Origin of the sequence: Lacticaseibacillus suibinensis, from assembly GCF_003946175.1 — a bacterium.
GTDB classification, from domain to species: Bacteria; Bacillota; Bacilli; order Lactobacillales; family Lactobacillaceae; genus Lacticaseibacillus; species Lacticaseibacillus suibinensis.
Genome location: NZ_RHOK01000010.1, coordinates 78,548 through 102,630 on the forward strand (window position 1 = coordinate 78,548; position 24,083 = coordinate 102,630).

The 24,083-nt window shown below is 52.0% G+C and carries 20 protein-coding genes and 1 tRNA gene; 1 reads left to right on the top strand and 20 read right to left on the bottom strand.

Annotation, left to right across the window (positions count from 1 at the left end; translation table 11 throughout):
• Positions 1-7 precede the first annotated feature (7 nt).
• The gene (locus EKM90_RS06660; RefSeq protein ID WP_125580938.1) at positions 8-1,045 is read right to left on the bottom strand and encodes a sugar-binding transcriptional regulator; all 1,038 of its coding nucleotides are present in this window, start codon (positions 1,043-1,045) and stop codon (positions 8-10) included.
• Positions 1,046-1,454: 409 nt separating this feature from the next.
• Here EKM90_RS06660 and EKM90_RS06665 point away from each other — a divergent pair, with 409 nt between their 5' ends.
• Positions 1,455-1,904 carry a MarR family winged helix-turn-helix transcriptional regulator gene (locus EKM90_RS06665; RefSeq protein ID WP_125580940.1) on the top strand — a complete coding sequence of 150 codons (450 nt, stop codon included), beginning with the start codon at positions 1,455-1,457 and terminating at the stop codon, positions 1,902-1,904.
• A 70-nt stretch (positions 1,905-1,974) separates the two neighbouring features.
• Here the strand turns inward: EKM90_RS06665 and clpP are convergent, their stop codons facing one another.
• From clpP to EKM90_RS06760, 19 genes are all read right to left on the bottom strand, one after another.
• Entirely contained in the window at positions 1,975-2,565 is a 591-nt protein-coding gene (gene clpP, locus EKM90_RS06670) for an ATP-dependent Clp endopeptidase proteolytic subunit ClpP (RefSeq protein ID WP_125580942.1), read from the bottom strand.
• Between the two features lie 207 nt (positions 2,566-2,772).
• Positions 2,773-2,844 (bottom strand) — tRNA-Arg (locus tag EKM90_RS06675).
• A gap of 84 nt (positions 2,845-2,928) precedes the next feature.
• On the bottom strand, positions 2,929-3,876 hold the full coding sequence (gene whiA / locus EKM90_RS06680) for a DNA-binding protein WhiA (RefSeq protein WP_125580944.1): 948 nt from the start codon (positions 3,874-3,876) through the stop codon (positions 2,929-2,931).
• Between the two features lie 4 nt (positions 3,877-3,880).
• The gene (locus EKM90_RS06685) at positions 3,881-4,909 is read right to left on the bottom strand and encodes a gluconeogenesis factor YvcK family protein (RefSeq protein ID WP_373301019.1); all 1,029 of its coding nucleotides are present in this window, start codon (positions 4,907-4,909) and stop codon (positions 3,881-3,883) included.
• Between the two features lie 2 nt (positions 4,910-4,911).
• Positions 4,912-5,796, bottom strand: a complete 885-nt coding sequence (gene rapZ / locus EKM90_RS06690) for an RNase adapter RapZ (RefSeq protein ID WP_125580948.1) — start codon at positions 5,794-5,796, stop codon at positions 4,912-4,914.
• A 107-nt stretch (positions 5,797-5,903) separates the two neighbouring features.
• A complete protein-coding gene (locus EKM90_RS06695; RefSeq protein WP_125580950.1) occupies positions 5,904-6,554 on the bottom strand; it encodes an SGNH/GDSL hydrolase family protein in 651 nt (216 codons plus the stop codon).
• A gap of 25 nt (positions 6,555-6,579) precedes the next feature.
• Positions 6,580-7,893: a PTS sugar transporter subunit IIC gene (locus EKM90_RS06700; RefSeq protein ID WP_191987468.1), complete on the bottom strand. Its 1,314-nt coding sequence runs from the start codon at positions 7,891-7,893 to the stop codon at positions 6,580-6,582.
• 189 nt (positions 7,894-8,082) lie between these two features.
• Entirely contained in the window at positions 8,083-8,811 is a 729-nt protein-coding gene (locus tag EKM90_RS06705; RefSeq protein WP_225422756.1) for a GntR family transcriptional regulator, read from the bottom strand.
• A 174-nt stretch (positions 8,812-8,985) separates the two neighbouring features.
• Positions 8,986-9,525, bottom strand: coding sequence for an HdeD family acid-resistance protein (locus EKM90_RS06710; RefSeq protein ID WP_125580956.1), 540 nt, complete (start codon positions 9,523-9,525; stop codon positions 8,986-8,988).
• Between the two features lie 174 nt (positions 9,526-9,699).
• Positions 9,700-12,561 (bottom strand): excinuclease ABC subunit UvrA, encoded by a 2,862-nt coding sequence (gene uvrA / locus EKM90_RS06715; protein ID WP_125580958.1) that lies wholly within the window; start codon positions 12,559-12,561, stop codon positions 9,700-9,702.
• Positions 12,562-12,567: 6 nt separating this feature from the next.
• Complete coding sequence (gene uvrB / locus EKM90_RS06720; RefSeq protein ID WP_125580960.1) at positions 12,568-14,580, bottom strand: excinuclease ABC subunit UvrB; 2,013 nt, start codon at positions 14,578-14,580, stop codon at positions 12,568-12,570.
• 355 nt (positions 14,581-14,935) lie between these two features.
• On the bottom strand, positions 14,936-15,571 hold the full coding sequence (locus tag EKM90_RS06725) for a YfbR-like 5'-deoxynucleotidase (protein ID WP_125580962.1): 636 nt from the start codon (positions 15,569-15,571) through the stop codon (positions 14,936-14,938).
• A 93-nt stretch (positions 15,572-15,664) separates the two neighbouring features.
• Positions 15,665-17,386 (bottom strand): phospho-sugar mutase, encoded by a 1,722-nt coding sequence (locus EKM90_RS06730; protein ID WP_125580964.1) that lies wholly within the window; start codon positions 17,384-17,386, stop codon positions 15,665-15,667.
• A gap of 225 nt (positions 17,387-17,611) precedes the next feature.
• Complete coding sequence (gene trxB, locus EKM90_RS06735) at positions 17,612-18,562, bottom strand: thioredoxin-disulfide reductase (protein ID WP_125580966.1); 951 nt, start codon at positions 18,560-18,562, stop codon at positions 17,612-17,614.
• A 48-nt stretch (positions 18,563-18,610) separates the two neighbouring features.
• Positions 18,611-19,660, bottom strand: coding sequence for an NAD(P)H-dependent glycerol-3-phosphate dehydrogenase (locus tag EKM90_RS06740; RefSeq protein ID WP_125580968.1), 1,050 nt, complete (start codon positions 19,658-19,660; stop codon positions 18,611-18,613).
• A 10-nt stretch (positions 19,661-19,670) separates the two neighbouring features.
• Entirely contained in the window at positions 19,671-20,495 is an 825-nt protein-coding gene (gene lgt, locus EKM90_RS06745; RefSeq protein ID WP_125580970.1) for a prolipoprotein diacylglyceryl transferase, read from the bottom strand.
• 24 nt (positions 20,496-20,519) lie between these two features.
• On the bottom strand, positions 20,520-21,467 hold the full coding sequence (gene hprK, locus EKM90_RS06750; RefSeq protein WP_125580972.1) for an HPr(Ser) kinase/phosphatase: 948 nt from the start codon (positions 21,465-21,467) through the stop codon (positions 20,520-20,522).
• A gap of 916 nt (positions 21,468-22,383) precedes the next feature.
• Positions 22,384-23,031 carry a thioredoxin domain-containing protein gene (locus EKM90_RS06755; protein ID WP_125580974.1) on the bottom strand — a complete coding sequence of 216 codons (648 nt, stop codon included), beginning with the start codon at positions 23,029-23,031 and terminating at the stop codon, positions 22,384-22,386.
• A gap of 154 nt (positions 23,032-23,185) precedes the next feature.
• Positions 23,186-23,593, bottom strand: coding sequence for a DUF2599 domain-containing protein (locus EKM90_RS06760; RefSeq protein ID WP_125580976.1), 408 nt, complete (start codon positions 23,591-23,593; stop codon positions 23,186-23,188).
• Between the last annotated feature and the right edge of the window lie 490 nt (positions 23,594-24,083).

The following is a 24,083-nucleotide window of genomic DNA, read 5'->3' on the forward strand; positions in this document are numbered from 1 at the left end:
TTTTATTCTAACGGGTTTCCCCAGTTAAAATCGCATTTGAGGCACCGACGTCCGTGATGAGCCACGTCCGACTCGGTGCATTTTTCATATAGGCCGCAATCGCTTGGGCTTTGGATTTGCCTCCGGCGACGGCGAACACATATGGGATATGATCAAGATCCGGAATCTGTAACCCGATTCTTGGGATCTTGTAAATGACTTGCCCGGCTTCATCGAAGAACGTACCGAAAGTTTCTGAAACGGCATGTTTATCGACCAGCTTGGCAATGGTGGCTGGAGCCATGGAACGACGCTTGGCCATGACCAAGGCATCCCCTATACTATGAATCACAACCTGAGCATTGTCAATTAATTGAAGCACTTCTTGCACCGATGGCTCTTTGAGCAGCGGCTGGTAAGTTTCGGCGCTGACATTTTCAGGAATGTAAAGCACCCGATACTTACTATCTGTTGCTTCTGCCATGCTGGCGGCGACGGAATTAGCTTGAATGGCCACCGCCTCACCGACCCCGCCGCGGGCTGGCACAAAGGTCAACTCTCGGCCCGCCGACAACTTGTAGGTCATCTGTTGGGCGACCCGCGCCATCGTGGTGCCGCCCATGACAGCGACCGTCAGCCGGCCAGCCGGTAGCACCAGCTGCAAGGTTTGGTTGAGCTCTTTGCCCATTTCGTCCAACACCCGGCTGCTTTGATCGGCATCGCCGTTAACAATGAGACAATGGTCAATGCCCAGCTTGTCCGCCAAGCGCTTCTCGTCTTCTTTGAACCCAAGCAGGCGATTCATAAACTGCTCGAGCCCTTCAAAGACTTCAATGCCTTGGCTGGTAAGGACCATCCCAGATTTGGAGCTTTTGATCAGCCCCTGCTTGCGCAGAAAGTCGGTCTCGGTTCGCAGCACCCGTTCTGAAATCTTCATCTGCTCGGCGAGTGAACGCCGACCAACCGGTGCCATCCAGCTGATGAACTGAAGGATCTGATAACGTTTCGTAATCACGCCCATGAGGTCTGGCGCGATTGCTTCGATCCAGGCGAATTCAGAATGCATAGGTCATTATCCTTCTTGTGGGTCTCACCGTGTCCCGCTGTGTCACATTACGACCCAGCACTTGTAAAAAAATTAGGAACCCCAGTGCGACCTGTTTTTCCTTACCAACGACTTCTATTATAGCCACTGCTCGAAAAGCAAGCAAGCAAAATGCCCAATCTCCCCAAAAGGTTCAAATTATGGAAGATTACACGGCGGTCCCATGACTATTTTCGGATTGAAATCGGTTGCGGTGCATTGTGGCGACCAATTTTGGGAGCCCATATTCGGCTTTATTCTCACGGGATTTTCATCCGATCAGGCGCAGCCCTCACACCGGCATCACCAGTAATTAAAACTTCCATTGCTCCATTCAATCGTGTACAATAATCTCGACAAATGCGATGGCCGCAAATCTGGAGGCAAGATTATGACAAAACCAATTCGTTTGAACGAGCAACTTTGCTTTTCAATCTATAAAGCCCAAAAACAGTTCAATCATTTCTACGCACAGGCGCTGGCCAAGTACAAACTGACCTATCCACAATACATCACCCTGCTGTCACTTTATGAGCACGGCACCATGTCGGTCAAGGAAGTCGGCAAGGCGTTGGATCTGGACTCCGGCACTTTGACCCCACTAATGAAGCGGATGGAAAAAGACGGCTGGATTTCCCGCAAGCGCTCCACCGTTGATGAACGCCGCGTTGATGTCAGCTTGACCGAGAAAGCCGAGATGATGCGTGATGACATTTACGAACACGTCGGCTCCTGCATGACCCTACTCAATCTGCCAGAAGAATCTTATGTGGCGATTAAAGAGAGCGTCGACCGCGTGGACGGCAACCTATCTGCCATTCCAGATGAGTCTCTGAACTAAACGAGCGCACAAAAAAATCGCCAGCCTGTTGCTTTCGCAACGGACCGGCGATTTTTGGTTGGTATCGATGTTACTTTTGGTCGGCCTTAGAGGTCAGAATGTCATCAATCAGGCCATAATCCTTCGCTTCTTGAGCGCTCAGGTAGTTGTCCCGTTCGGTGTCCTTCTTGATCTTCGCTTCGGTTTGACCGGTGGCGTCAGAGAGAATCTTGTTCAGCTTCTTGCGAGCTTTCAAGATTTCTTCCGCCGCAATTTCGATTTCAGTTTGCTGGCCCTGCGCACCGCCGGATGGCTGGTGAATCAGGATTTCGGAGTTAGGCAGCGCAAAGCGCTTGCCTTTCTTCCCGCCGGCTAACAGTACGGAAGCCATGGAAGCCGCCATCCCGATGGCAATGGTTTGCACGTCGGCGTGAATCAGGTTCATGGTGTCCAGCATCGCCAGACCAGAGGTGATCACACCACCTGGGCTATTGATGTAGAGGTAAATGTCTTTGTCAGGGTCTTGCGCGTCCAAAAATAGGAGTTGGGCAATGATCGAGTTGGCCACTTGGTCATTAATCTCCCCGGACAGCATGATAATCCGGTCTTTTAACAGGCGGGAGTAAATGTCATAGGCACGCTCGCCGCGGCTGGTTTGTTCAACAACTGTCGGAACTAACATATTGGAACCTCCTCATCGCGAGTTTTAGCACTCTTAAAAGTACAGTGCTAAGTATAAAGCTAAAGTCAAAGAAGGTCAAATCTTTTCTTTGCCTTTGCTTGGCTCTAGTTTAGCATAGCGCAACGCGAAAATATCGGGCTTGCGCTTATCACCGATTAACTTAGGGAAAACAAAAACGCCCATCACTGGACGTTTCGTTGATCATGCTGCGCAGCCCGGGAGTCGAACCCGGATTTCGAGAACCGGAATCTCACGTGCGATCCATTACACTAACCGCGCAAGTACTCAATTATGATACGTGACTGCCTCTTAAAAAGCAAGGGGCAGAAGCGATTAATTGAGCAATGCGGCCAGAATGCGCCGTTAGTTACTTGCCGGTTGCCGAGTGCCTTCAGCGATTTCATTGAGCTTACGCAGGCGGTGGTTAATCCCTGACTTTGAGATTGGCCCGCTTGGCACCATGGTTCCAAGCTCCTTCAGCGATACATCAGGATGCGCCAGGCGCAGCTCAGCAATTTCCCGCAACTTCGCGGGCAAACTGTCGAACATGCCATGGTCGTGCAAGTAGTTGATATTTTCAATCTGCCGCTGCGCCGCATCAATGGTTTTGTTCATATTGGCGGTTTCGCAGTTCACCAGACGGTTAACGGAATTGCGCATGTCGCGGACAATCCGCACATCCTCAAATTTCAGCATCGCATTGGTGGCGCCAATCACCTGCAGAAAATCGGCAATCTTCTCGGCTTCCTTCAAATACACAATCCAGCCGCTACGGCGCTCGACGGTGCGGGCATTCAGGCCAAAATCATTCATCATCTTAAGCACGCCATCATTATGGTCTTTGTACAGGGAATAGATTTCCAAATGGTAGCGTGACGTTTCCGGACTATTCACCGAGCCGCCAGCCAAAAAGGCGCCCCGCAAGTAAGACCGTTCGCGCTGCGGCTCATTCAGCACCTTGGGCGACACAGCGGTGCTGATCGCCATATCCGCGGGATCGAGAATGTCGAGATCCTGCAGGACTTCATTGACACCTGAGACCAAGCGCACGATGTACTGATTATTCTTCTTGAGCTTCATCTTGCGCCGCACCACCAGCGCAGCTTCGCGGTGATAGACTTGATTAATCAACTTATAAATACGCCGCGCAATCGCCGGGTTTTCGGTTTGGACGTTCAGCACGAATTCATGCGCCTGAATGGCCAGCGAACCGTTCATGCGAATCAGCGCCGACAGCTCGGCCTTAGCATGCTCTGGATGCACCTCCAGCTGGGTTAATTCTTTTTTGACCGTACTGGCATAACTGGCCATGTTCTCACCGCTTTCGTTTCTTCATCGTCCCCACCTGAAAAGCGAGGTTCAAAATTTCCGAGGCGACTTTATCGCCATCATGGAACACCCCGTGATCGCGCAACTTCAGGAAGTCAGCGGAAATCACGCGGCACCCCATGGCGCGCAAACCGGCGTAATCAGGCCGCACTGGCACGAGAATTTCGTTGTACTTTTGTTGATCGAGGTAGTGACTCGGCACCGGCGCAATGTTGACCAACACCGTGTCGACAAAATTGGCGCCGAGATGTGCGTTCAGCACCCGGACATGATCCGCATCGGTGAAGCGTTCAGTTTCCCCTTTTTGGGTCATGATGTTGACGACATAAATCACTTCGGCCTGGGTTTTCAGCACCGCTTGCCCGAGGTTTTCAATCATCAGGTTCGGCAAAACACTGGTGAAGAGGCTCCCTGGCCCCATCACCACCACGTCGGCGGCCAAAATTGCTTGCACGACTTCATCCACCGCTTGCGGCTTGACCTCACCGTTGCTGTCGGTGACCCAGACCCGCTTGATATGTTTGCCGGCCGCGGTAATCTCCGCTTCGCCGGCCAAGGTCGTACCATCGGTAAATTCCGCGTTCAGTGTCAGTGGCCGGTCGCTGGCCGGATAGACATGGCCATCGACTTTCATCATGGCGGACAGAGATTGCACCGCCTGGAAAATGCCGCCGCGCATTTCGGACAACGCCGCAATAATCAGATTACCAATCGCATGCCCGGCAAAAAAGGCATCACTGGTGTCAAAGCGGTATTGGAATACGCTTTTTTCTAGCTCGGGCAAATCCGACAACGCCACCAGGACATTGCGGATATCACCAGGCGGCACCACGTTGATGTAGTTGCGAATCACGCCGCTAGAGCCGCCGTCATCCGCCACGGTGACTACCGCGGTGACATCGGCATTTTGCTCGCGTAAACTCTTCACAATCACTGGCAAGCCCGTGCCGCCGCCAATGACGACGACTTTCGGGCGCCGGCCGCGAATGACCCGAATGGTTTTGGTTTCAGTCATGGTCATGAGCGATTCACCGTCGCTTTCCGTTTATTGACATCCCGGTGCGTGATATCCACCGGATAATCCGCCTTGAAGGCTTTGCCGATGCGCTCAGCAAAGGCCACGCTGCGATGCTGGCCGCCGGTGCAACCAATCGCAATCGTGACGGAGCTTTTACCTTCTTCTTGATATTGCGGCATGATGGACGCCAGCATGCCATAGAATTTTTGATAAAAGTCTTCGGCCGCTTTGTTATCCATCACGTAATCGTAAACATCCTGATCGCGGCCATCGCGATTGCGGAAAGCTTGCACGTAATAAGGATTAGGCAAAAAGCGCACATCCATCACGATATCAGCGTCAATCGGCAGGCCGTACTTGAAGCCAAAGGACATCACTTCCAAGTGGAAGGTCGGATGATTGGCCGATTTGAAGGTGACGAACAGTTTCTCCCGCAACTGCCGCGGACTGAGATTGGTGGTATCAATCACCACTTGCGCGCGATTACGTAGCTCGGTCAAGAGCGCCCGCTCCTTGCGAATGCCATCCATCAAGCGGCCTTCTTGGGCCAAGGGGTGGCTGCGCCGCGTTTCCTTGTAACGGGAAACGAGCTCCGCATCAGTGGCGTCCAAAAAGAGAATTTTGGTGGTGACAAACGCCGTATTGTCCAAGCTGGCCAACATATCGTTGATTTGATCGTAAAAGGCATGACTCCGCAGGTCAATGACCAAGGCGATTTTGGTAATCTTGCCACTTTCCTTCACCAGTTCCCAAAACTTGGGCAGCAAAGCCGGGGGCATATTATCGACACAAAAATAGCCGAGGTCTTCGAATGATTGCATGGCGACCGTCTTGCCGGCCCCAGACATCCCTGTGATCACAACGAGGTTCAATGATTCCGCCATCGTATCCCTTCTTTCTCGCTCCATTGTAACATGCCGGGCGTGTCATTGATACCAACCCTCTTCAAGCTAGCAAAAAAGTCGCACCTACAGGATGCGACTTTCTCTGGTTATAACTGCCGTTTCACAGCGGCAACGAGCTTTTCGTAGCCGGCATCATTGACATGCAAGCCGTCTTTGAAAGCACTGGTATCAAGGTGCCCATTTTCGTCATACAAGGCATCAAACATATCAATCATGTGGACGTATGAATACGGAATGACGCGCTGGTATTCCGCAAAGACCATGCGCAGCGTGTCATTGCGTCTGAGCGTGGTGCCTTTGGCCATGTAGCTTTGAATGGCTTCATCACAAGGAATACAGCTCAGCAAATTAATGCGGCAATCAGGTAGATTATTGTGAATAATCTCAATAATCTCCTTCACGTTCAGGGCAATCTGCCGGGGACTGGTCATCGTAGTATTGCCTAAGTCATTGGTCCCCACCATCAGAAACACGGTGCTGGGCCGGTATTTGAGTACCCCTTCATCGATAAAGTGCAGCAACATATCCGACGTAATCCCAGCAATGCCGCAGTTATAAGCATTTTTGTATTCAGGATAGAAGCGCTTGAGATCCATGAACTGAGTCAAGGAATCCCCGAAGAACACTACCCCACCAGGCACCGCGTCCCGGTTGGCCATTGTGACTTCGTTCAGCCGCTCAATAATATAATCGCGTAGCTGGTAGCGGTCCGTATCGTAAAGCATTTGTTCGCGCATAATTTTCCTTCTAACTATCTCGCAATTATTGTTGATCAGCGAGTTGTTCTTCGGCTTGCTTCTCAGCCACTTTGTCATTGATCTTGACGAATGGCGCGTAAATCAGCACCCCAGCGACCAAGATCAGCAGCTGAATGACCACGGCGCGCCAGTCGCCCGCCGTTGCCAGAAAGGCACTGATGCCAACCGGCGTGGTCCAAGGTACCAAGGTCACACATGGGTTCATCCAGCCGGCCACCGTTGCGGCCCAGCTAACAAAGACACCCAGTGCTGGCACGAAGATGAACGGGAAGATCAGGCTGATGTTGTAAACAATTGGGTAACCAAAGATGACTGGTTCGTTGATGTTAAAGATCCCAGGCGCAACGGACAAGCTCGCCACATTGCGGGAAACCTTGTTGCGGCTGAACAGGAAGGTCGCAATCAAGAGGCACAGCGTTGAACCGGAACCACCAATCAGGCCAAAGGAAGCAACCTGCGAAACGTTGATGATGTTAGGAATTGCTTTGCCGGCACTGTATGCGGCAATGTTCTGGGTAATGTTGATAATCAACAATGGTTCCAAGATGGAACTGTAAATAACTGAGTGGTGAATCCCAAACAGCCACAGCAAGTTGCCCAGAGAATAGAGCAGCAGCACGCCCCAGATTGAGGTCCCAACATGGCGCAGTGGTTCTTGAATGAAAGTGGTGATCAGGTTAATCAGGTTCATCCCGGCCAAGTTATTCAGCAAGGCAGAAACAATCGCCAAGCCCGACAGCACCAAAATGACCGGAATAAGGACATTAAATGAGTTCGAAACCGCCGGCGGAATGTTGTCGCCTAAGTTGATTTGCAGGCGCTTCATGTGAGACACCCGGATAAAGATTTCGGTTGCGACCAAGCCCATGATGATTCCGGCAAACATCGCGCCGGTGCCCAGGTTGGTGTATGGCAGCACAGCGGAAATCGAAACTGCCTTTTTCGCCCCATCAGGAATGAGGGAGACCGTGTTTGGCATCATCAAAATCAAAGCCGCAATTGAAACCATCGCCGCGGCGATGGGGTTTTCAAAGCGCCGGTTCTTGGCCAAGCAGTATCCAATCATGGCCGCAATCATGACGCCGGAAAAGTTCAGCGTCGCATTGCTCAACAGCGTGCCCCAGTACTGGACTGACGTTAAGGTACTACCCTTAAAAATCCAGGTGAACACGGTGTTGTTCAACAAGGTCGCCAAGCCAGCCAAAATATACAGCGGCATGACGGTCGCAAACGCATCCCGCAATGAGCGCAGATGAATTTGATTGCCGAGCTTGGCCGCGAAAATCGCGAACCGATCGCCCAGTTTAGAGTTCTCCAAAGACATAATGCCATCTCCCTTTTATAAGTGCATCGCGCAGTTAGTCAGCGCCAACTACCACGAAAGAATGAAGCGATTTCATCAACCGCCAAAGTCAGTATATATCAGAATATTTCCATGTCAATACTTTTATATTTTTCATGTATATACTTACGCACAAAAAAAGCACCTGTGAGCAGGTGCTTAGCGCTAACGTTTCACATCGATAAAGGTGTAAGTATGATGGGCGCTATAAGGATGTTGATCAATCGACATTTCAAAGGGTTGCCCGTCGTCCAAATACACCGTCTGCTTCACTTGCAAAATCGGCTCATCCGACTTGGAATGCAAGTATTGCTCATTGTATTGATCCGGCTTTTCCGCCGAGATCGAGCGATTAGCCCCGCCAATCGTCAGGCCGCAGGTTTCGTGGAGATAGCGGTAAAACGAACCTTTGAACACTTCCGGCTTCAATTGCGGAAAAATAGCGGCGTTTAGAAAGGTGTGTTCAAGCCCATACGGCTGGCCATCAACTAGCCGCAACCGGCGAATTTCATAGACGGGCTGGTTTTCCTCGATCTCAAGCGCCTCCTGGACTTCCGCGGTGGGAAAGCCAATATCGAACAAAATCACCTTGCTTTCCACCGGCACCCCTAAGTCATTGCTCAGGCCGCCATAGGAACTCAGTGGCAGTGAGTTGCGCTGGCGCACGACTTTGGGCCGTACAAAGGTGCCCACGCCGCGTTTTGGCAGGACATAGCCATCAACGGTTAAAATATCCAACGCTTTTTTAACGGTCATGCGGCTAACGCCAAGCTCTGCCGCCAGTTCCTCCTGCTTTGGAATCACACTGCCAGTTGGATAAACGCCATCGGTAATTCTTTTTTTGATGACGTTCACAATGTGCATGTACTTTGGCTCCACCTTGCCATCCCCCATAGTCTTCGTTTGTAATAAGTCTATACTTGAAACTATAGGCTATCCTTGGAAGCGCTGCAAGTCTTGGGGCTACGCCAGCGCAATTTTGCGACCCCGGTCGCGCAGGTAAAAAAAGCCCTTCACCGCAACGTGCGGCAAAGGGCCTGTTTGATTTTCGTTTTAGTCGCGAGCGGATTAGATCTGGCGGCGGGCAAACGCCAGCAGAATCGCATTGAGTCCCAGCAGGAAGAAGGCCGTCGCCAGCAAAATCACCATGCCCACTGCGGCCACCACTGGCTGCATCAACAGTAGCACGCTGACGACCAGCGCAAAGATGTCTAGCACCAAGTTCAAGATGAACCAGCCGGTGCCAGCTGCGCGCATTTGTCCGGCATTGGCCAGGTTAGCGATACTATCGATCACGAACCAGATGGCAAACAGGTAAGCTAGCGTCAACGCCCCAGCTTGGAGGTTAAACAGGAAGACCACGCCCAAGATCAAATCAAGGATCCCAGAAATCAACGTCAACCAAGCCAACTTCCCTGTGAACTCACGCAACTTGGCAAACGCCGCCAAGGTCGCAATCCCCCTGATAATGGCCACCAACGCGAACAGGAAAGTCAACGTGGTTAAAGTCGCCCCAGGGTGATGCAGCACCACTACCCCAGCCAAAATCAAGGCAATCCCTGTAATAAATTCGCCCCAGTCAAATCCAAAATGTGTCCGATTAAACATAAACCGCGCCTCTCTTTCTACCCCTATCATACCGGCTTCATCTACGTGGCACAAGAAAATTCAGTTTTGGCCAGCGCTGCCGCGGGTGGCGCCGGCGCTCAAGCAACGCGCATCCCAGTAAACCGGGATTCAGCCCAAACAAAAACCGCCACTCAACAGTAGCGGTTCACAGCCTTATTTAAGCTGGGCAGCCATGCGGGCCTTGTCCCGGGCCAGAATTGGCGCGAGGTATTGGCCGGTGTAGCTGTTCTTCACCTTGGCAATGTCTTCTGGCGTGCCGGTGGCGATCACTTGACCGCCGCCATCGCCGCCTTCTGGGCCCAAATCAATCAGCCAATCGGCGGTTTTGATCACATCCAGGTTATGTTCGATCACCAACACGGTGTTACCTTCATCGACCAACCGTTGGAGAACCTCCAGCAACCGGCGAATATCGTCGGTATGCAGGCCGGTGGTTGGTTCGTCGAGAATGTAGAAGTTGCGGCCGGTAGAAAGCTTTTGCAGTTCAGAAGCGAGCTTCATGCGCTGGGCTTCCCCACCCGATAAGGTGGTGGCGCTTTGACCCATTTGGACGTAGCCGAGGCCCACATCAACAATGGTTTGCAGTTTGCGCGCGATTTTAGGAATCGGGGCAAAGAACTTCACCGCTTCGTCCACTGTCATTTCCAGCACATCAGCAATGTTCTTACCTTTGTAAGTCACTTCGAGGGTTTCGGAGTTGTACCGCTTGCCATGGCAGACTTCGCAAGGCACATAGACATCCGGCAGGAAGTTCATTTCGATCTTAATAATCCCGTCGCCTTTGCAGTTCTCACAGCGGCCGCCTTTGACATTGAAGGAAAACCGGCCTTGGGTGTAGCCCCGCAATTTGGCTTCACCAGTTTGGGCAAACAAGGCCCGAATATCGTTGAACACCCCCGTGTAGGTGGCGGGGTTACTGCGCGGCGTGCGGCCAATTGGACTTTGATCAATGTCCACCAGCTTTTCGATGTTCTTCCAGCCCAGCAGTTTGCTGTAAGCCCCAGGCTTAGCCGAGTTGCGGTACAACTTCTGGGCCAAGGCGCGCTTCAAAATCGAGTTGACCAAAGTGGACTTACCGGAGCCGGAAACCCCAGTCACGCCGATGAATTTACCCAGTGGGAAGTCGACGTCAATGTGTTTCAAGTTGTGGTCAGCCGCGCCTTCCAGCCGCAAAATCTTGCCGCTGCCGGCGCGCCGCTGGGTCGGTACCGGAATAAACTTCTTGCCGGCGAGGTATTGGCCCGTCAGGGATTTGCTAGAACGCATCACCTGCTTAGGGGTGCCGGCGGCCATAATGTGGCCGCCTTTATCCCCAGCGCCAGGGCCAACGTCAATCAGATAATCCGCCGCCAGCATGGTGTCCTCATCATGTTCAACGACAATCAACGTGTTGCCCAAATCACGCATTTTCTTCAGCGAGGCAATTAAGCGGTCGTTATCGCGTTGATGCAGGCCAATGGACGGTTCATCCAAAATGTACAGCACGCCTGATAAGTTGGAGCCGATTTGAGTGGCCAGGCGAATTCGCTGGGCTTCCCCACCGGACAGCGTGCCAGCCGCCCGACTCAGGGTCAAGTAATCGAGGCCGACGTTTTCCAGGAAGGTCAGGCGATCGTTGACTTCCTTCAGAATCGGCTTGGCAATCACGACTTCGTTTGCGGACAGCTGAATCTGACTGAAAAACGGCAGGGCGTTTTTGATGGCTAAGTCAGAGGCTTCCGCAATGTCTTTACCGGCGACTTTGACTGCCAGGGCTTGGCGGTTAAGGCGCTTACCGTGGCACACTGGACAAACCAGTGCGGTCATGTACTGGCGCATCTGATCAGAGCCAAACGGGGTGTTATTGGAGCGGTAGCGACGCTCGATGTTCGGGAGCACGCCTTCGAATGGGGCCATCACATCGCGCACACCGCCGAAATCGGAATCAGCATGAAAATGGAACTTCTTGCCTTGACTGCCGTTCAGCACCAAATCACGCTGGCGGTCGGTCAATTTATTGAATGGCTTGTCAATCGGCACCTTGAACGCCGTGCAGGCTTGTTCCAGCATGGTCGGATAGTAAGTGGAACTAGCGGTGTACCAAGGCGCAATCGCCCCTTCGGCAATGGTTTTGTCAGGATCTGGCACCACCAAATCCACATCCACCGTCAACTTTTCGCCTAACCCATCACATTCTGGGCAGGCCCCAAATGGCGCGTTAAAGGAAAACAGCCGCGGTTCCAACACCCCAATCGTGAAGCCGCACAGCGGGCAGGCAAAATGTTCCGAGAACACGAGCGGCTCGCCGCCAATCACATCAACGGTGGCATAACCTTCAGACAGGCGCAGCGCGGCTTCAAAAGAATCGAACAAGCGCGAGCGATTGTCGGCATCCCCGGCCTTCACGACAATGCGATCAATGACAATGTCGATGTCGTGGTTTTTGTTTTTGTCCAATTCAACGTCGGCGCTGGCGTCCATGATCTCGCCATCCACCCGCATGCGCACATAGCCTTCACGGACAATCTTTTCCAGCACCTTTTTGTGGGCGCCTTTTTTCCGGCGCACCACTGGCGAGAGAATCTGAATCCGCGTTTTGTCCGGGAGTTGCTGGACCCGGTTGACCATTTGCTCGACGCTTTGGCTGGTGATCGGCGTCCCGTCATTCGGGCAAATTGGCTTGCCAATCCGCGCCCACAGCAAGCGCAGATAGTCATTGATTTCAGTGACCGTGCCCACTGTGGACCGCGGATTTTTCGAGGTGGTTTTCTGATCGATGGAAATCGCTGGGCTCAAGCCGTCGATTGAATCAACATCAGGTTTGTCCATTTGGCCAAGGAACTGGCGCGCATACGCCGATAAGCTTTCGACATAACGGCGCTGGCCTTCCGCATACAGCGTATCAAAGGCCAGGCTAGACTTCCCGGAACCGGACAAGCCGGTCATGACCACCAGTTTATTTTTGGGAATGGTCAAATCGACATCTTTTAAGTTGTGCGCGCGAGCGCCGTGAATCACAATTTTATCGTTAGCCATAAATCCTCACTTTTCTGCTTCCAGTTCCAAAATCGTGTCCCGCAACGTGGCCGCCTGCTCGAAATCGAGCTTTTTGGCGGCAGCTTGCATCTGCGTTTGCAAATTGTTGATCAACTGCTGGCGCTCTTGCTTGGTCAGATCATGCAGATCAACCTCGGCAAAGCTCTTGTTCTTGTCATCATCGCCGTTGCCGCTGGTATCCACCGCCGTGATGGCATCGCGAATGGGTTTGATGATGGTTTTCGGCGTGATGTGATGTTCCTTGTTGAACGCCATCTGGATGGTCCGCCGCCGCTTGGTTTCATTGATCGCCGCCTCCATCGAGTCAGTCATCTTATCAGCGTACATGATGACCTTACCATGCGCATTCCGACTGGCGCGACCAATGGTTTGAATGAGCGAGCGTTCCGCCCGCAGGAAGCCTTCCTTATCGGCATCCAAAATCGCAATCAGGGACACTTCAGGGACATCGATCCCTTCCCGGAGCAGGTTGATGCCGACCAGGACATCATACTTGCCTAGCCGCAAGTCACGGATGATTTGCGTCCGTTCCAGCGTTTTGATATCTGAATGCAGGTAGGCCACCTTAATGCCTTCTTCTTTCAGATAATCGGTCAAATCTTCAGCCATTTTTTTGGTCAAAGTCGTGACAAAGACGCGCTCGTTGCGTTCGATGCGTTTGTTAATTTCTGAAGTCAGGTCATCGATTTGGCCCATAATCGGCCGCACTTCGATTTCCGGATCCAGCAACCCCGTCGGCCGAATAATTTGTTCGGCGATATCCGCTTTTGGCACCCGGTCCAGTTCATAAGGCCCCGGTGTCGCCGAAACATAGAGGATCTGGTTGACGTGCTGCTCGAATTCGTTGAGCTTCAGTGGCCGGTTGTCCAACGCGCTGGGCAGGCGGAAGCCATAATCAATCAACGTTTGCTTCCGGGCCCGGTCGCCGTTGTACATCGCCCGCACTTGCGGCATCGTGACATGGCTTTCGTCCACCATGATCATGAAGTCCTTAGGGAAAAAGTCGAGCAGCGTATATGGCGGCTTGCCTGCCGCCCGCCCTTCCATGTGCCGGGAATAGTTTTCAATGCCGTTGGTGTAGCCCATTTCCCGCAGCATTTCGATATCGTAATTGGTCCGTTGCTCCAGCCGCTGCGCTTCCAGCAACTTGCCTTGGTCACGCAGCTCTGCCAGCCGCTGCGTTAGTTCAGCGGCAATGCTTTGAATGCCTCGCTCCAGGGCGTCATCTGAGGTCATAAAGTGGGTCGCCGGGAAAATGGAAACCTGTTCCCGTTCGCCAATCACTTCCCCGGTTAAGGCGTCGACCTCGGTGATGCGATCAACTTCATCGCCAAAGAACTCCACGCGGATCGCGTGATCATCGCGGCTGGCTGGGAAAATTTCCACCACATCGCCGCGCACCCGAAAACGCCCGCGCTGAAAATCAATGTCATTGCGGTCAAATTGGATGTCCACCAGCTGCCGCAGCAAGGTGTTGCGGTCAATCTCCATGCCTTTGCGGATGGACAGCACATGGTCGCGGTACTCGGTTGGTGAGCCTAAGCCAAAGATTGAGGACACCGACGCCACCACAATCACATCATTGCGCTCCAGCAAGGCACTGGTGGCACTATGCCGGAGCTTATCAATTTCATCATTGATGGCGGAGTCTTTTTCAATATAGGTATCCGAACTTGGCACATAAGCTTCTGGTTGGTAGTAATCATAATAGGACACGAAATACTCCACCGCGTTGTGCGGGAAGAACTCTTTGAACTCCCCGTACAACTGGCCAGCCAGCGTCTTGTTATGCGACAAAATTAGCGTCGGCTTATTCAGGTTGGCAATCACATTGCTCATCGTGAACGTCTTCCCGGTCCCAGTCGCGCCTAGCAGCACTTGTTCCTTTTCTCCAGCCAAAAAGCCCTGGGTCAACTTTTCAATGGCCTCAGGCTGATCCCCCGCCGGCTTATAAGGGGAGACTAAATCAAATTTTTTATCGGCAATGCGTTCAATCATGGCCGCAACCTCCTCACCTCAACGCGCAAAAAGCCGGAACCGAAATTCCGACTTTTTCATTGGACTAATTATAACATAGCGAACACACATTCGCCAATGGAGAAAACAGGCTGCGGAGCGTTGCCCTGCGGAGCGCAACTACACGCTGCGGAGGGTGGCCGCTCTTAGCCGGATGGGTAGCCTTTCTAACGCATGTCAGTCTGTACGCGCCATGCGCTACAGACTGATCAAGCTAAAGGCATTGCCGGTGTATTTTGCCGGCGAGGCCTTTAGCGTAGCTAGCCACTCCGGCGTTGGCCACCCGGAGCGCAACTACAAACCTGCAAGGTGCAGCGGCGCTCTTAGCTCGCAACTCCTACTGTTTCGCCATCACTGACCGGGTTAACTTGGCCAGCATATCCCGGTCGGCAAATTCTTCATTGAGCATATCCGGGAGAATCTGATCTAGGAAATACTGCACTGATGGCCGGTCTTCGAACGACATGATGACGCTCAAGCTTTCCGTGTAGATGTTAACAAAGACCCGCTCTGGGTTACCCTTTTCAATTTCGCCAAAGGATTCATAAAGCAAGTCCACCTTGTCAGCGATGCTCAAAATTTGGCCTTCCAAGGTATCGTCTTTACCTTCCGAAAGCCGCCGGCGATAGACATCCTGATAATCGGCCGGAATTTCGTTTTCGATGAAGTTCTCGGTCATGGTGTCCTCGACATCGGCCAGCATTTTACGCAGCGTCGGCGTGGCGTACTTAACTGGGGTCTTGATATCACCGATGAAACGCTCGGTGTAATCATGGTTTAAGGCCTTTTCGTAAAGCATCTGCCAGTTGATCTCGTTGCCAGCGTGCTCTTCGATGTCGCCCAGCAGTTGCGCGATTTCCGCGACCTTAAAGCTGTGCGCGGCCACGCTATGCTCAGCATACTTGAAAAAGCCTGGTGCCCGCCGCAAGGTTTCCAAATTGTTCAGGCCTTGAATAAATTGGTGCATTCCCATGATTGAACCCTCCTGTAAAGTTTCTAAAAGCTTACCACCGCGCAAAAAATCCGGCAAGCCACTTTGCGACTCGCCGGACAGCTGAACGTTCAATTATGCAGTGCGAAAGGCAGTTAACGCTGCTTCAAAGCTGGCCAGTTTCTGCTCTGCTTCGGCCTCAGTGGCAGCTGAGGTGCCAACATAGAACTTCACTTTTGGCTCCGTCCCAGAAGGCCGAATGGCAATCCAAGTGCCATCTGCCAAAATGTACTTCAGCACATCAGAGACCGGCATCGTGATGGGACTGGTGCCTTCTGCCGTGGTGATGAGCTGCTTTTTGTAGTCCTCGGTGCGCACAATCTTCACGCCGGCAAAATCAGCTGGTTGTTCTTCCCGGAACTTGGTCATCAACGCGGCCATTTCCGCTGGCCCTTCCAGCCCTGGGAAGTCAACGCCGACGGTCTTTTCGGCAAAGTAGCCGTACCGAGCATACAAGGCCTGAATGCCATCCCACAGGGTTTGGCCCTTGGACTTGTAGTAAGCTGCCACTTCCGCCAGCAGCACGGTGGATTGAATGGCATCCTTGTCCCGCACGAATGGCTTGATCAGGTAGCCATAACTTTCTTCAAAGCCAAACAAGAATTCATGGCTACCGGTTTCTTCGTATTGCTTGATTTGGTCGCCAATGAACTTGAACCCGGTTTCCACATTGATCATGGCCACGCCATAATCCTTGGCGATCGCGGTGGCCAGTTCCGTCGACACAATCGACTTCACCACGGCCCCATTGGCTGGCAAGGTACCAGCTTGTTTGCGGGCTTCCAGAATGTAGTGGAGCAACAGGGACGCAATTTGGTTGCCGGTCAACAGTTGGTAGCCATCCCCGGTCCACACTGCAGTGCCCAGGCGGTCCGCATCGGGATCCGTGGCAATCAGCACATCGGCATGACTGGCCTTACCCATTTCAATCGCTAGGTCAAAGGTTTGCGGGAATTCAGGATTCGGAAACGGCGTGGTCGGGAACTCGGGGTCTGCTGTGGACTGCGGCAGTACCAGCTGGAAGTTTTGGAAGCCGGCGTTACGCAGCACCATTTGAGCCGGAATGCGGCCAGTCCCATTCAGTGGCGAGTAAATCAAACTCATATCCTTGCCGACGGTGTGGACCAAGTCTTGGTTGATGGTGACGGTAGCCACGGCTTGGTAGTAGGCTTCATCGACATCTTCGCCAATCAAGTGCATCAGGTTCTGGGCCCGCAAGGCATGCACATCAAGCGTCTTAATGGCAAACAAATCATCCACGCTCCGAACGTACTCGGTGATGCGGTCAGATTCTTCTGGTGGCATTTGGCCGCCATCTGGGCCGTAAATCTTGTAGCCGTTATACTGCTTCGGGTTGTGGCTGGCGGTGATCATGATGCCGGCGTATGTTTTCAGATAGCGCACAGCAAATGACAGCTCCGGCGTGGGGCGCAAGCTGTCGAAAACATAGCTCACAATCCCATGCGCCCCCAAAACCGCCGCAGCCTCTTGCGCAAACTGCTGGCTTTGGTACCGCGAATCAAAAGAAATTGCCACCCCGGCTTGTTTTTGACTGGCATCCAGGGTATCCATAAACCGGGCCAAGCCTTCAGTGGCTTGACGCACGGTGTAGATATTCATCCGGCCAATGCCGGCTCCGATGATACCGCGCATGCCGGCAGTTCCAAAGGCCATTGGCACCGAAAAGGCTGCCTCTTGTGTCTTCTCGTCATCTGCCATTGCGCTGAGCTCGCGTTTTAGAGCAGCATCCATCGTCGGTGCATTCACCCATGCTTGATAATTTTCTTTATACCCCATTTGATTCACTCCTATCCTTTGTCCGGTGCCTATTGCAAGTTCATTGTACGCCGCGAAGTGGTTTCTGGCATTCACCAGCCCTTGGCTAGCGCAAAAAAGCATCGGCATAACGGTTTCATTATCGCATATCAAAAGCGGGTTTCAACTCAAGGTGGCCAATTGTTACGCGATGTTAAACAATCGCGGCCACCAAAAAAGCGCCCTCCAGCTGGAGAGCGCCACATGTTACTTCGTTGCTGCCGTTAAAGTGGCATCTTGAAGACTTTGAATGTAGTTGAACGCACTTTGGCCCGCCTGGCCGCCTTCGCCTACCGCGGTTGCGATTTGGCGCAAGCCTTTGGCCCGCACATCACCAATAGCGAAAATGCCAGGCACGCGGGTTTCCATCAGGTCATTAGTCGGAATCCAGCCGGCTTCATCAAGCACCCCGACGTTTTTGAAACTATCGGTCAAGGGTTTGATACCAACGTAAATGAAAGCACCCGCCGCGGGAATGACATGCGTTTCGCTAGTCACTTTGTCCTTGTACTGAACGCCGGTGACTTTCTGGTCATCCCCGAGGATCTCCTGCACGTCTGCGTTCCAGACAAAATGCATCTTGTCGTTGGCAAAGGCGCGTTGCTGGATAATCTGCTGGGCGCGCAGCTGGTCACGCCGGTGAATCACCGTGACTTTGGAAGCCAGCCCGGCGAGGTAGAGGCCTTCTTCAACTGCTGAATCACCGCCGCCGATCACTGCGACTTCTTGATTCTTGAAAAAGGCGCCGTCGCAGACCGCACAGTATGATACACCGCGGCCGCCGAATTCTTCTTCGCCAGGAATCCCCAGCTTACGGTGTTCGGCCCCGGTAGCGATGATCACCGCTTTGGCTTCAAACTCGCCTTCGTCAGTGACCACGCGCTTCATGGCCCCTTCATCGCGCAAGTCCGTCACATTACCATAAGCGTATTCGGCACCAAATTGCGTCGCGCCATCATACATCTTTTGGCTCAGGTCTGGTCCCAAGATCGAAGAAAAGCCAGGATAGTTTTCCACTGCGGCGGTATTGTTCATCTGGCCGCCGTAAATCCCGCGGTCCAGCATCAACACGGACAAATTGGCCCGTGACGCGTACAACGCCGCGGTCATGCCACCAGGGCCAGCCCCGATTACGATTACATCATATTGTTTTGCCATGGGACGCACCTCTTTCCAATTCGCTTACCTTTCGTAAGTCAAATTATACTATACCTTGTTTGGGACGACTTGTAAAGTGACCCCAAAATCGGTTTCGGCTTTACCTTCACGCGCCATTAAATCCGTAATCACCGTCTTGATTGGCGCCCCTTGGTAAAGGACTTGATAAATCGCATTGGAAATCGGCATCTCGCATTGCTGCTGCTCCGCCAATTCATGCACGACTTTGGCCGTCGAGACCCCTTCGACCACCATGCCGATGTTGGCCAACACCTCAGGCAATTTTTGGCCTTGCCCCAAAGCATTGCCGGCGCGCCAGTTGCGACTGTGGACACTGGTACAGGTGACAATTAAATCGCCGACCCCAGACAGGCCGATGAAGGTCATAGGATTGGCGCCCATTTTAACGCCCAACCGGGTGATTTCGGCCAAGCCTCGCGTCATCAGCGCCGCTTTGGTGTTATCACCATAACCGAGGCCATGCAAGGCGCCAGCGCCGATGGCAATCACGTTTTTCAAAGCGGCCCCATACTCAACGCCAATCACGTCGGTGTTCGTATAGAGTCGGAAATAGTCGTTCATGAACAGTTGCTGCACTTTTTTGGCCACTGCTTCGTCGGCCGCCGCCGCGGTCAAGGTCGTGATGTCCCGCGTTGCCACGTCTTCGGCGTGACTCGGCCCGGAAATCACCACCGGGCCCTGATACCGGCCTGCTGGTAGCACAGCTTCCAGCACCTGCGATACCCGCAACTTGGTGCCCAGCTCCAGCCCCTTCGCCGCATGGGCAATGATGGGCCGCTGGCTGTCATCAAGTAGCGTGCTGACCTGAGTGGCCACACTGCGAATGGCATTCGTCGGCACCACAAATAAAATCACCGTGGCGTCTTTCACGGCCGCGGCTAGATCCGCGGTGGCGTGCAAGGCTTCATGCAGTTTAAAATCCGGCAGGTAGTGCTGATTGGTGTGCTGCTCGTTGATTTCTGGCACTTGGGCCGGCTTATGCGTCCACAAGGCAACGTCCAGCTGGTTCTCCGTCAACAGATTAGCCAACACGGTGCCCCAGGAACCGGCCCCTAATACTGCGATTTTTTCGGTCAAAAGATCACTCCTATAAGTTGTTGATCGTATAGCCGTCCATGTACCACGGCAGGTCTGATTTGCGTCGGCGCCAAATGAACAACCCCAAAGCACCAACGAACAGCACGATGGACAACAGCTGCGACACCCGCAGCCCCGGCATCAAATACAAGCTATCGGTGCGCATGCCTTCGACAAAGAACCGGCCAAAACTGTACCACATCACATAACTCAGCAAGATTTCGCCGCGCTTGAACCAACCTTGATGATGCCGAACACTCATGATAAGCACAAAACCGACAAGGTTCCACATCGATTCATACAAAAATGTCGGCTGGCGAAAGGCCCCGTTGATGTTCATCTGCTGAATGATGAATTCTGGCAAATGCAACCCACGCAGGTACGCCAGGGTGGTTTTGGCGCCAAACGCTTCTTGGTTCATGAAGTTGCCCCAGCGGCCAATGCTTTGAGCAATCATCACGGTTGGCGCCGCAATATCCAGCACCAGCCAGGCTGGTAGCCATTTGATGCGGCAATATATCAGGAACACAATCACGCTGGCAATCAGTGCGCCATAAATCGCAATCCCACCATTCCATATCGCGATGATTTGATCGGGATGCGCGGCATAATACGGCCACTCAAAGGCCACATAATACAGCCGCGCCCCAATCAGCGCGAATGGCAGCGCCCAGAGCACCAAGTTGATGATATGGTCTTCGCCGATGCCCCGCGCATTGGCTTCTCGGGTGGCGAGCCAAACTGCCAGCAGCACCCCGCAGGCAATAATCACCCCATACCAATGAATTTCTAAACCGCCTAGCTTCAGTGCAATTGGATTTAACGCCGCTAACATACTGTCCCTCTCAATCCGGAATCGTTACTTCGCCTTATCGGCTGCTTCATTTGATTTAATCAATTTATTCAAGTTGGCCTCGAACGTCTTGGTGGCATCATAGCCCATGGATTTGGCTCGGAAGTTCATCGCGGCCACCTCAATAATCGACGCCAGGTTCCGGCCGACTTTGACCGGAATGGTAATCTTCGGCACATTGACATCAAAGATCTGCTGGCTCTGCTCACCAGAACCGAGCCGATCGAACTGCTTATCTGGCGTCCAATTTTCCAGATGCACAATCAAGTCGAGGTTGGTGTGCGTCCGCACTGCGCCTGCACCGAGCAAGTTCATGACATCGATGATGCCTAGACCGCGGATTTCTAGCAAGTGGGACAAAATCGCCGGCGCTTCCCCAACGATGGTTTGTTCATCTTTTTGGTAAACATCCACCCGGTCATCGGCAATCAGCCGGTGGCCCCGCTGAATCAGCTCCAGCGCCGTTTCGGATTTACCAACGCCAGAATCCCCGGTAATCATGACCCCTAAGCCATACAAGTCGACGAGCACCCCATGCATGCTTTGGCGTTCGGCGAGCTTTTCTTCCAAATAATCCGTCAGTAAACTCGACAGCCGCGTGGTGGGCAAATCAGAGCCCAGTACTGGCACCCGCACCGCCGCGGCGGCAGTTAGCATTTCTGGCAACGGCTCAATCCCCCGCGACACCAGAAACGCTGGTGTATCTTCCGCCGCCATGCGTTTGAAAATCACCAACCGCTCCGGGGCGGACATATTGCGCGCAAAGGCGCTTTCCGTGCGACCAAACAATTGAATCCGTTCATGCGGATAGTAATTGAAATAACCCGTTAGCTCCAAGCCCGGCCGCGAAATATCGCTCACCACCACCTGGCGCTCCGGCAAATAATCCTCACCGCTATACACCTTCAACTTGATATCGGTCACCAATTGCTTCACGGAAACTTGATCTGCCATCAGGTCCACCCCGTCTTTCACATAGTTAGGTTAAGTTTATCATCACTGAAGGCAAGTGAACAGAGGAAGGCTGTGGAGCAGGCAGTGGAGGGCACCGCACTTAGCCGGACGAGTAGCCTGGCCAGAGGGTTTGCCACCGCTTTTTGGTGGCGGACCTTCTGGCGTAGCTAATCGCTCCGGCGTTGGTGCCCGCAGCGCAACTATAGGCAGTGGAGGCGGGGGCACTTAGCGGGATGATTAGCCAAGGTCAGCGCATTGAAGCCGTTTTTTGGCTTCGAGGTGCTGGCCGTATCCGCTACCGCATGTCAGTCCGTACGCGCTATGCGCTACGGGCTGATCAAATCACTCCCGCGTTGGTGCGCGCAACGCACCTACAGGCCGTGAGGCAAGGCGTACTTAGCGGACAAGTAGCCTAGCTCCGAGTATTACCGGCTAAGACCGCCGGTAATACTCGGAGCGTTGCTAATCGCTCGTGTGTTGCCGACCTGACCGCAAGTAGGTTATGGCGGCAACGCACTTAGCAGGACGAATAGCTTTCTAACACGCCGCCTTCACGCAAAGGGGTTGTGACATAACTCCACAAAAAGACGTCAACTGAGGAAAACCAAAAGAACCAAGACTAGAAATCTTCGTAATTTCCGAGTCTTGGTCCTTTTTTGAGGGGGGTATGTCACACTCTTTTTTGCACTATGGCCTTAGTTAAAACCGAGAATTATCGTGGCACTCGTGTGAAGCACATTAAAACCAACTAAGGCGATCACGCGCAAACGAGAAGGCTTATTTCAAGAACCTTAGTGTGTTATGCCTTCTAAATGCAATCAGAGGAGCTGTCACCACACACCCCCAGTACGAAACCAGTGCCTTGGACTTTCATGCGAGAAACTGAGCTGGCCCACCGAAAAATAGCTCTATTCCTTTAGTCTCGTTGAACTGGCGTGTCGGTTATCTTCTTGAACGGCTTGAATAATAGAACCAATTCCACACCGAGCAGAAAAACAGAAGTTACTAACAAACACCAGAACAAATAGCTAAGCACATCACTAGTAAAAACATCACGGAGTGCGCCGTATGCAGAAGTGACCGTCATCTGAAGAGCAACAAGCAAAACATTCATCAGGCTATATAATAAAGTAAATTGCTCCAAGTTTTCTTGGCGTTTTTGGTAATGCAAAATCAACACTATAACCTGAACTGCTATTCCTATTACACCAATGACTTCTAAAGCGATTTTAATGAATGCCATTCTATTTTCACTCCCTGACCGTAAAATATCCATTGTTGCAAGCGCTACGTTTACTGAAGGCCCACTTGCAAGGGCAACTTTCTGGAGTGAACCATTTTTGATTCGAAAGAGGAAAGGCACTGACACCAACTCAAGTTTTTCTGCCATCGTAACAAATTGAGGATCATTACGATATATATCAGTGTCAATATATCCCACTGTTTCGCCCGTATACTTTAAACTTGAAGCAAAGGCTCCCATGAACTGTTGGCAGTACGGGCAGGTGCTTCTACCAACATATACAACAGTGAAAGGTCTGCCTGATTTAGTCAGTGTAGTCATGACTTGATTAGGGGAAACTCGCACTAAGTTATGGCTTTGAACGAGACTATTCTCGGTTTTGCGGTAAGTCGAAATATTATTAACTTTCGGTGTTCTTTGAGGGGTACACATAAGAAATGCAAGCGTAGCCAAGCTTATTAAAATCAAGAATAGTTTAAGGATTACACAACGCCGCGGTCGTTGCACTCATGCTCACCGTCTTTCTCCAGGGTTCCAGATTCCAGGGAGTCTTGAAAGCAAAAAGATAATGGCACATAAATTGATTGCGCATGCCGTCAGTATTTTCCCAATTTTTGCTGCTGGAAAACTTGGCTTTCAATAAGTTGAATGCCCTTGTAGCCAGCGCACCTTTAAGATTGCCATTCGAAATACTTTCAAACTGTGCTGACATTGTAACGCTTAAAGACACTTTACCGCTCCGGGTTATCCAAGATGCTGACTTAATTAAATCCGAGTATGAATATTCGTTCACTGATTTCGCCTCTACGTTAAGAGCTGGCGCAAAAAGCACCGATAACAAGCACATTAAACCAATAAGAGCACCCAAGACCACTTTTCTCATTACTATTCAGCTCCTTTTACCTTGCTTCAGTACGCGCCAATAACAACTTTTGAGACTGCGTTATACCACATGGGAAGTCTGAAAGTATTAGGATACGGTATAGCTTGAGCTAGGTTTGGCATGTGTGACAGATTTAAAGAAAATATCACACACATCCGATCGAAAGCATCACCATTGGTATGGCATATTCATGCCACTTTTATAGAGGCTTATCGTCATAAAATTGACTATTGGTATATCACCACTTTTCTGGCAGAAAATACCCCATTTTTAGATGAATTGCAAGTAATAGCACTGGCGATGAGAAAAGATTAACCTTAGAAAAAATACATTCGAATGAAGCCCCTCAATTTTCAAGTCAAGTGCAACGATGATAACGAATTCTTGATAGTGGTCTAGTCTGTTACGCCATGCATCGGTAGTAATCGCATGGGCGAAGATAGTTCAGAATACGTCTGGGACGATGGTTCAGTGCGGATTGGACTGCTTG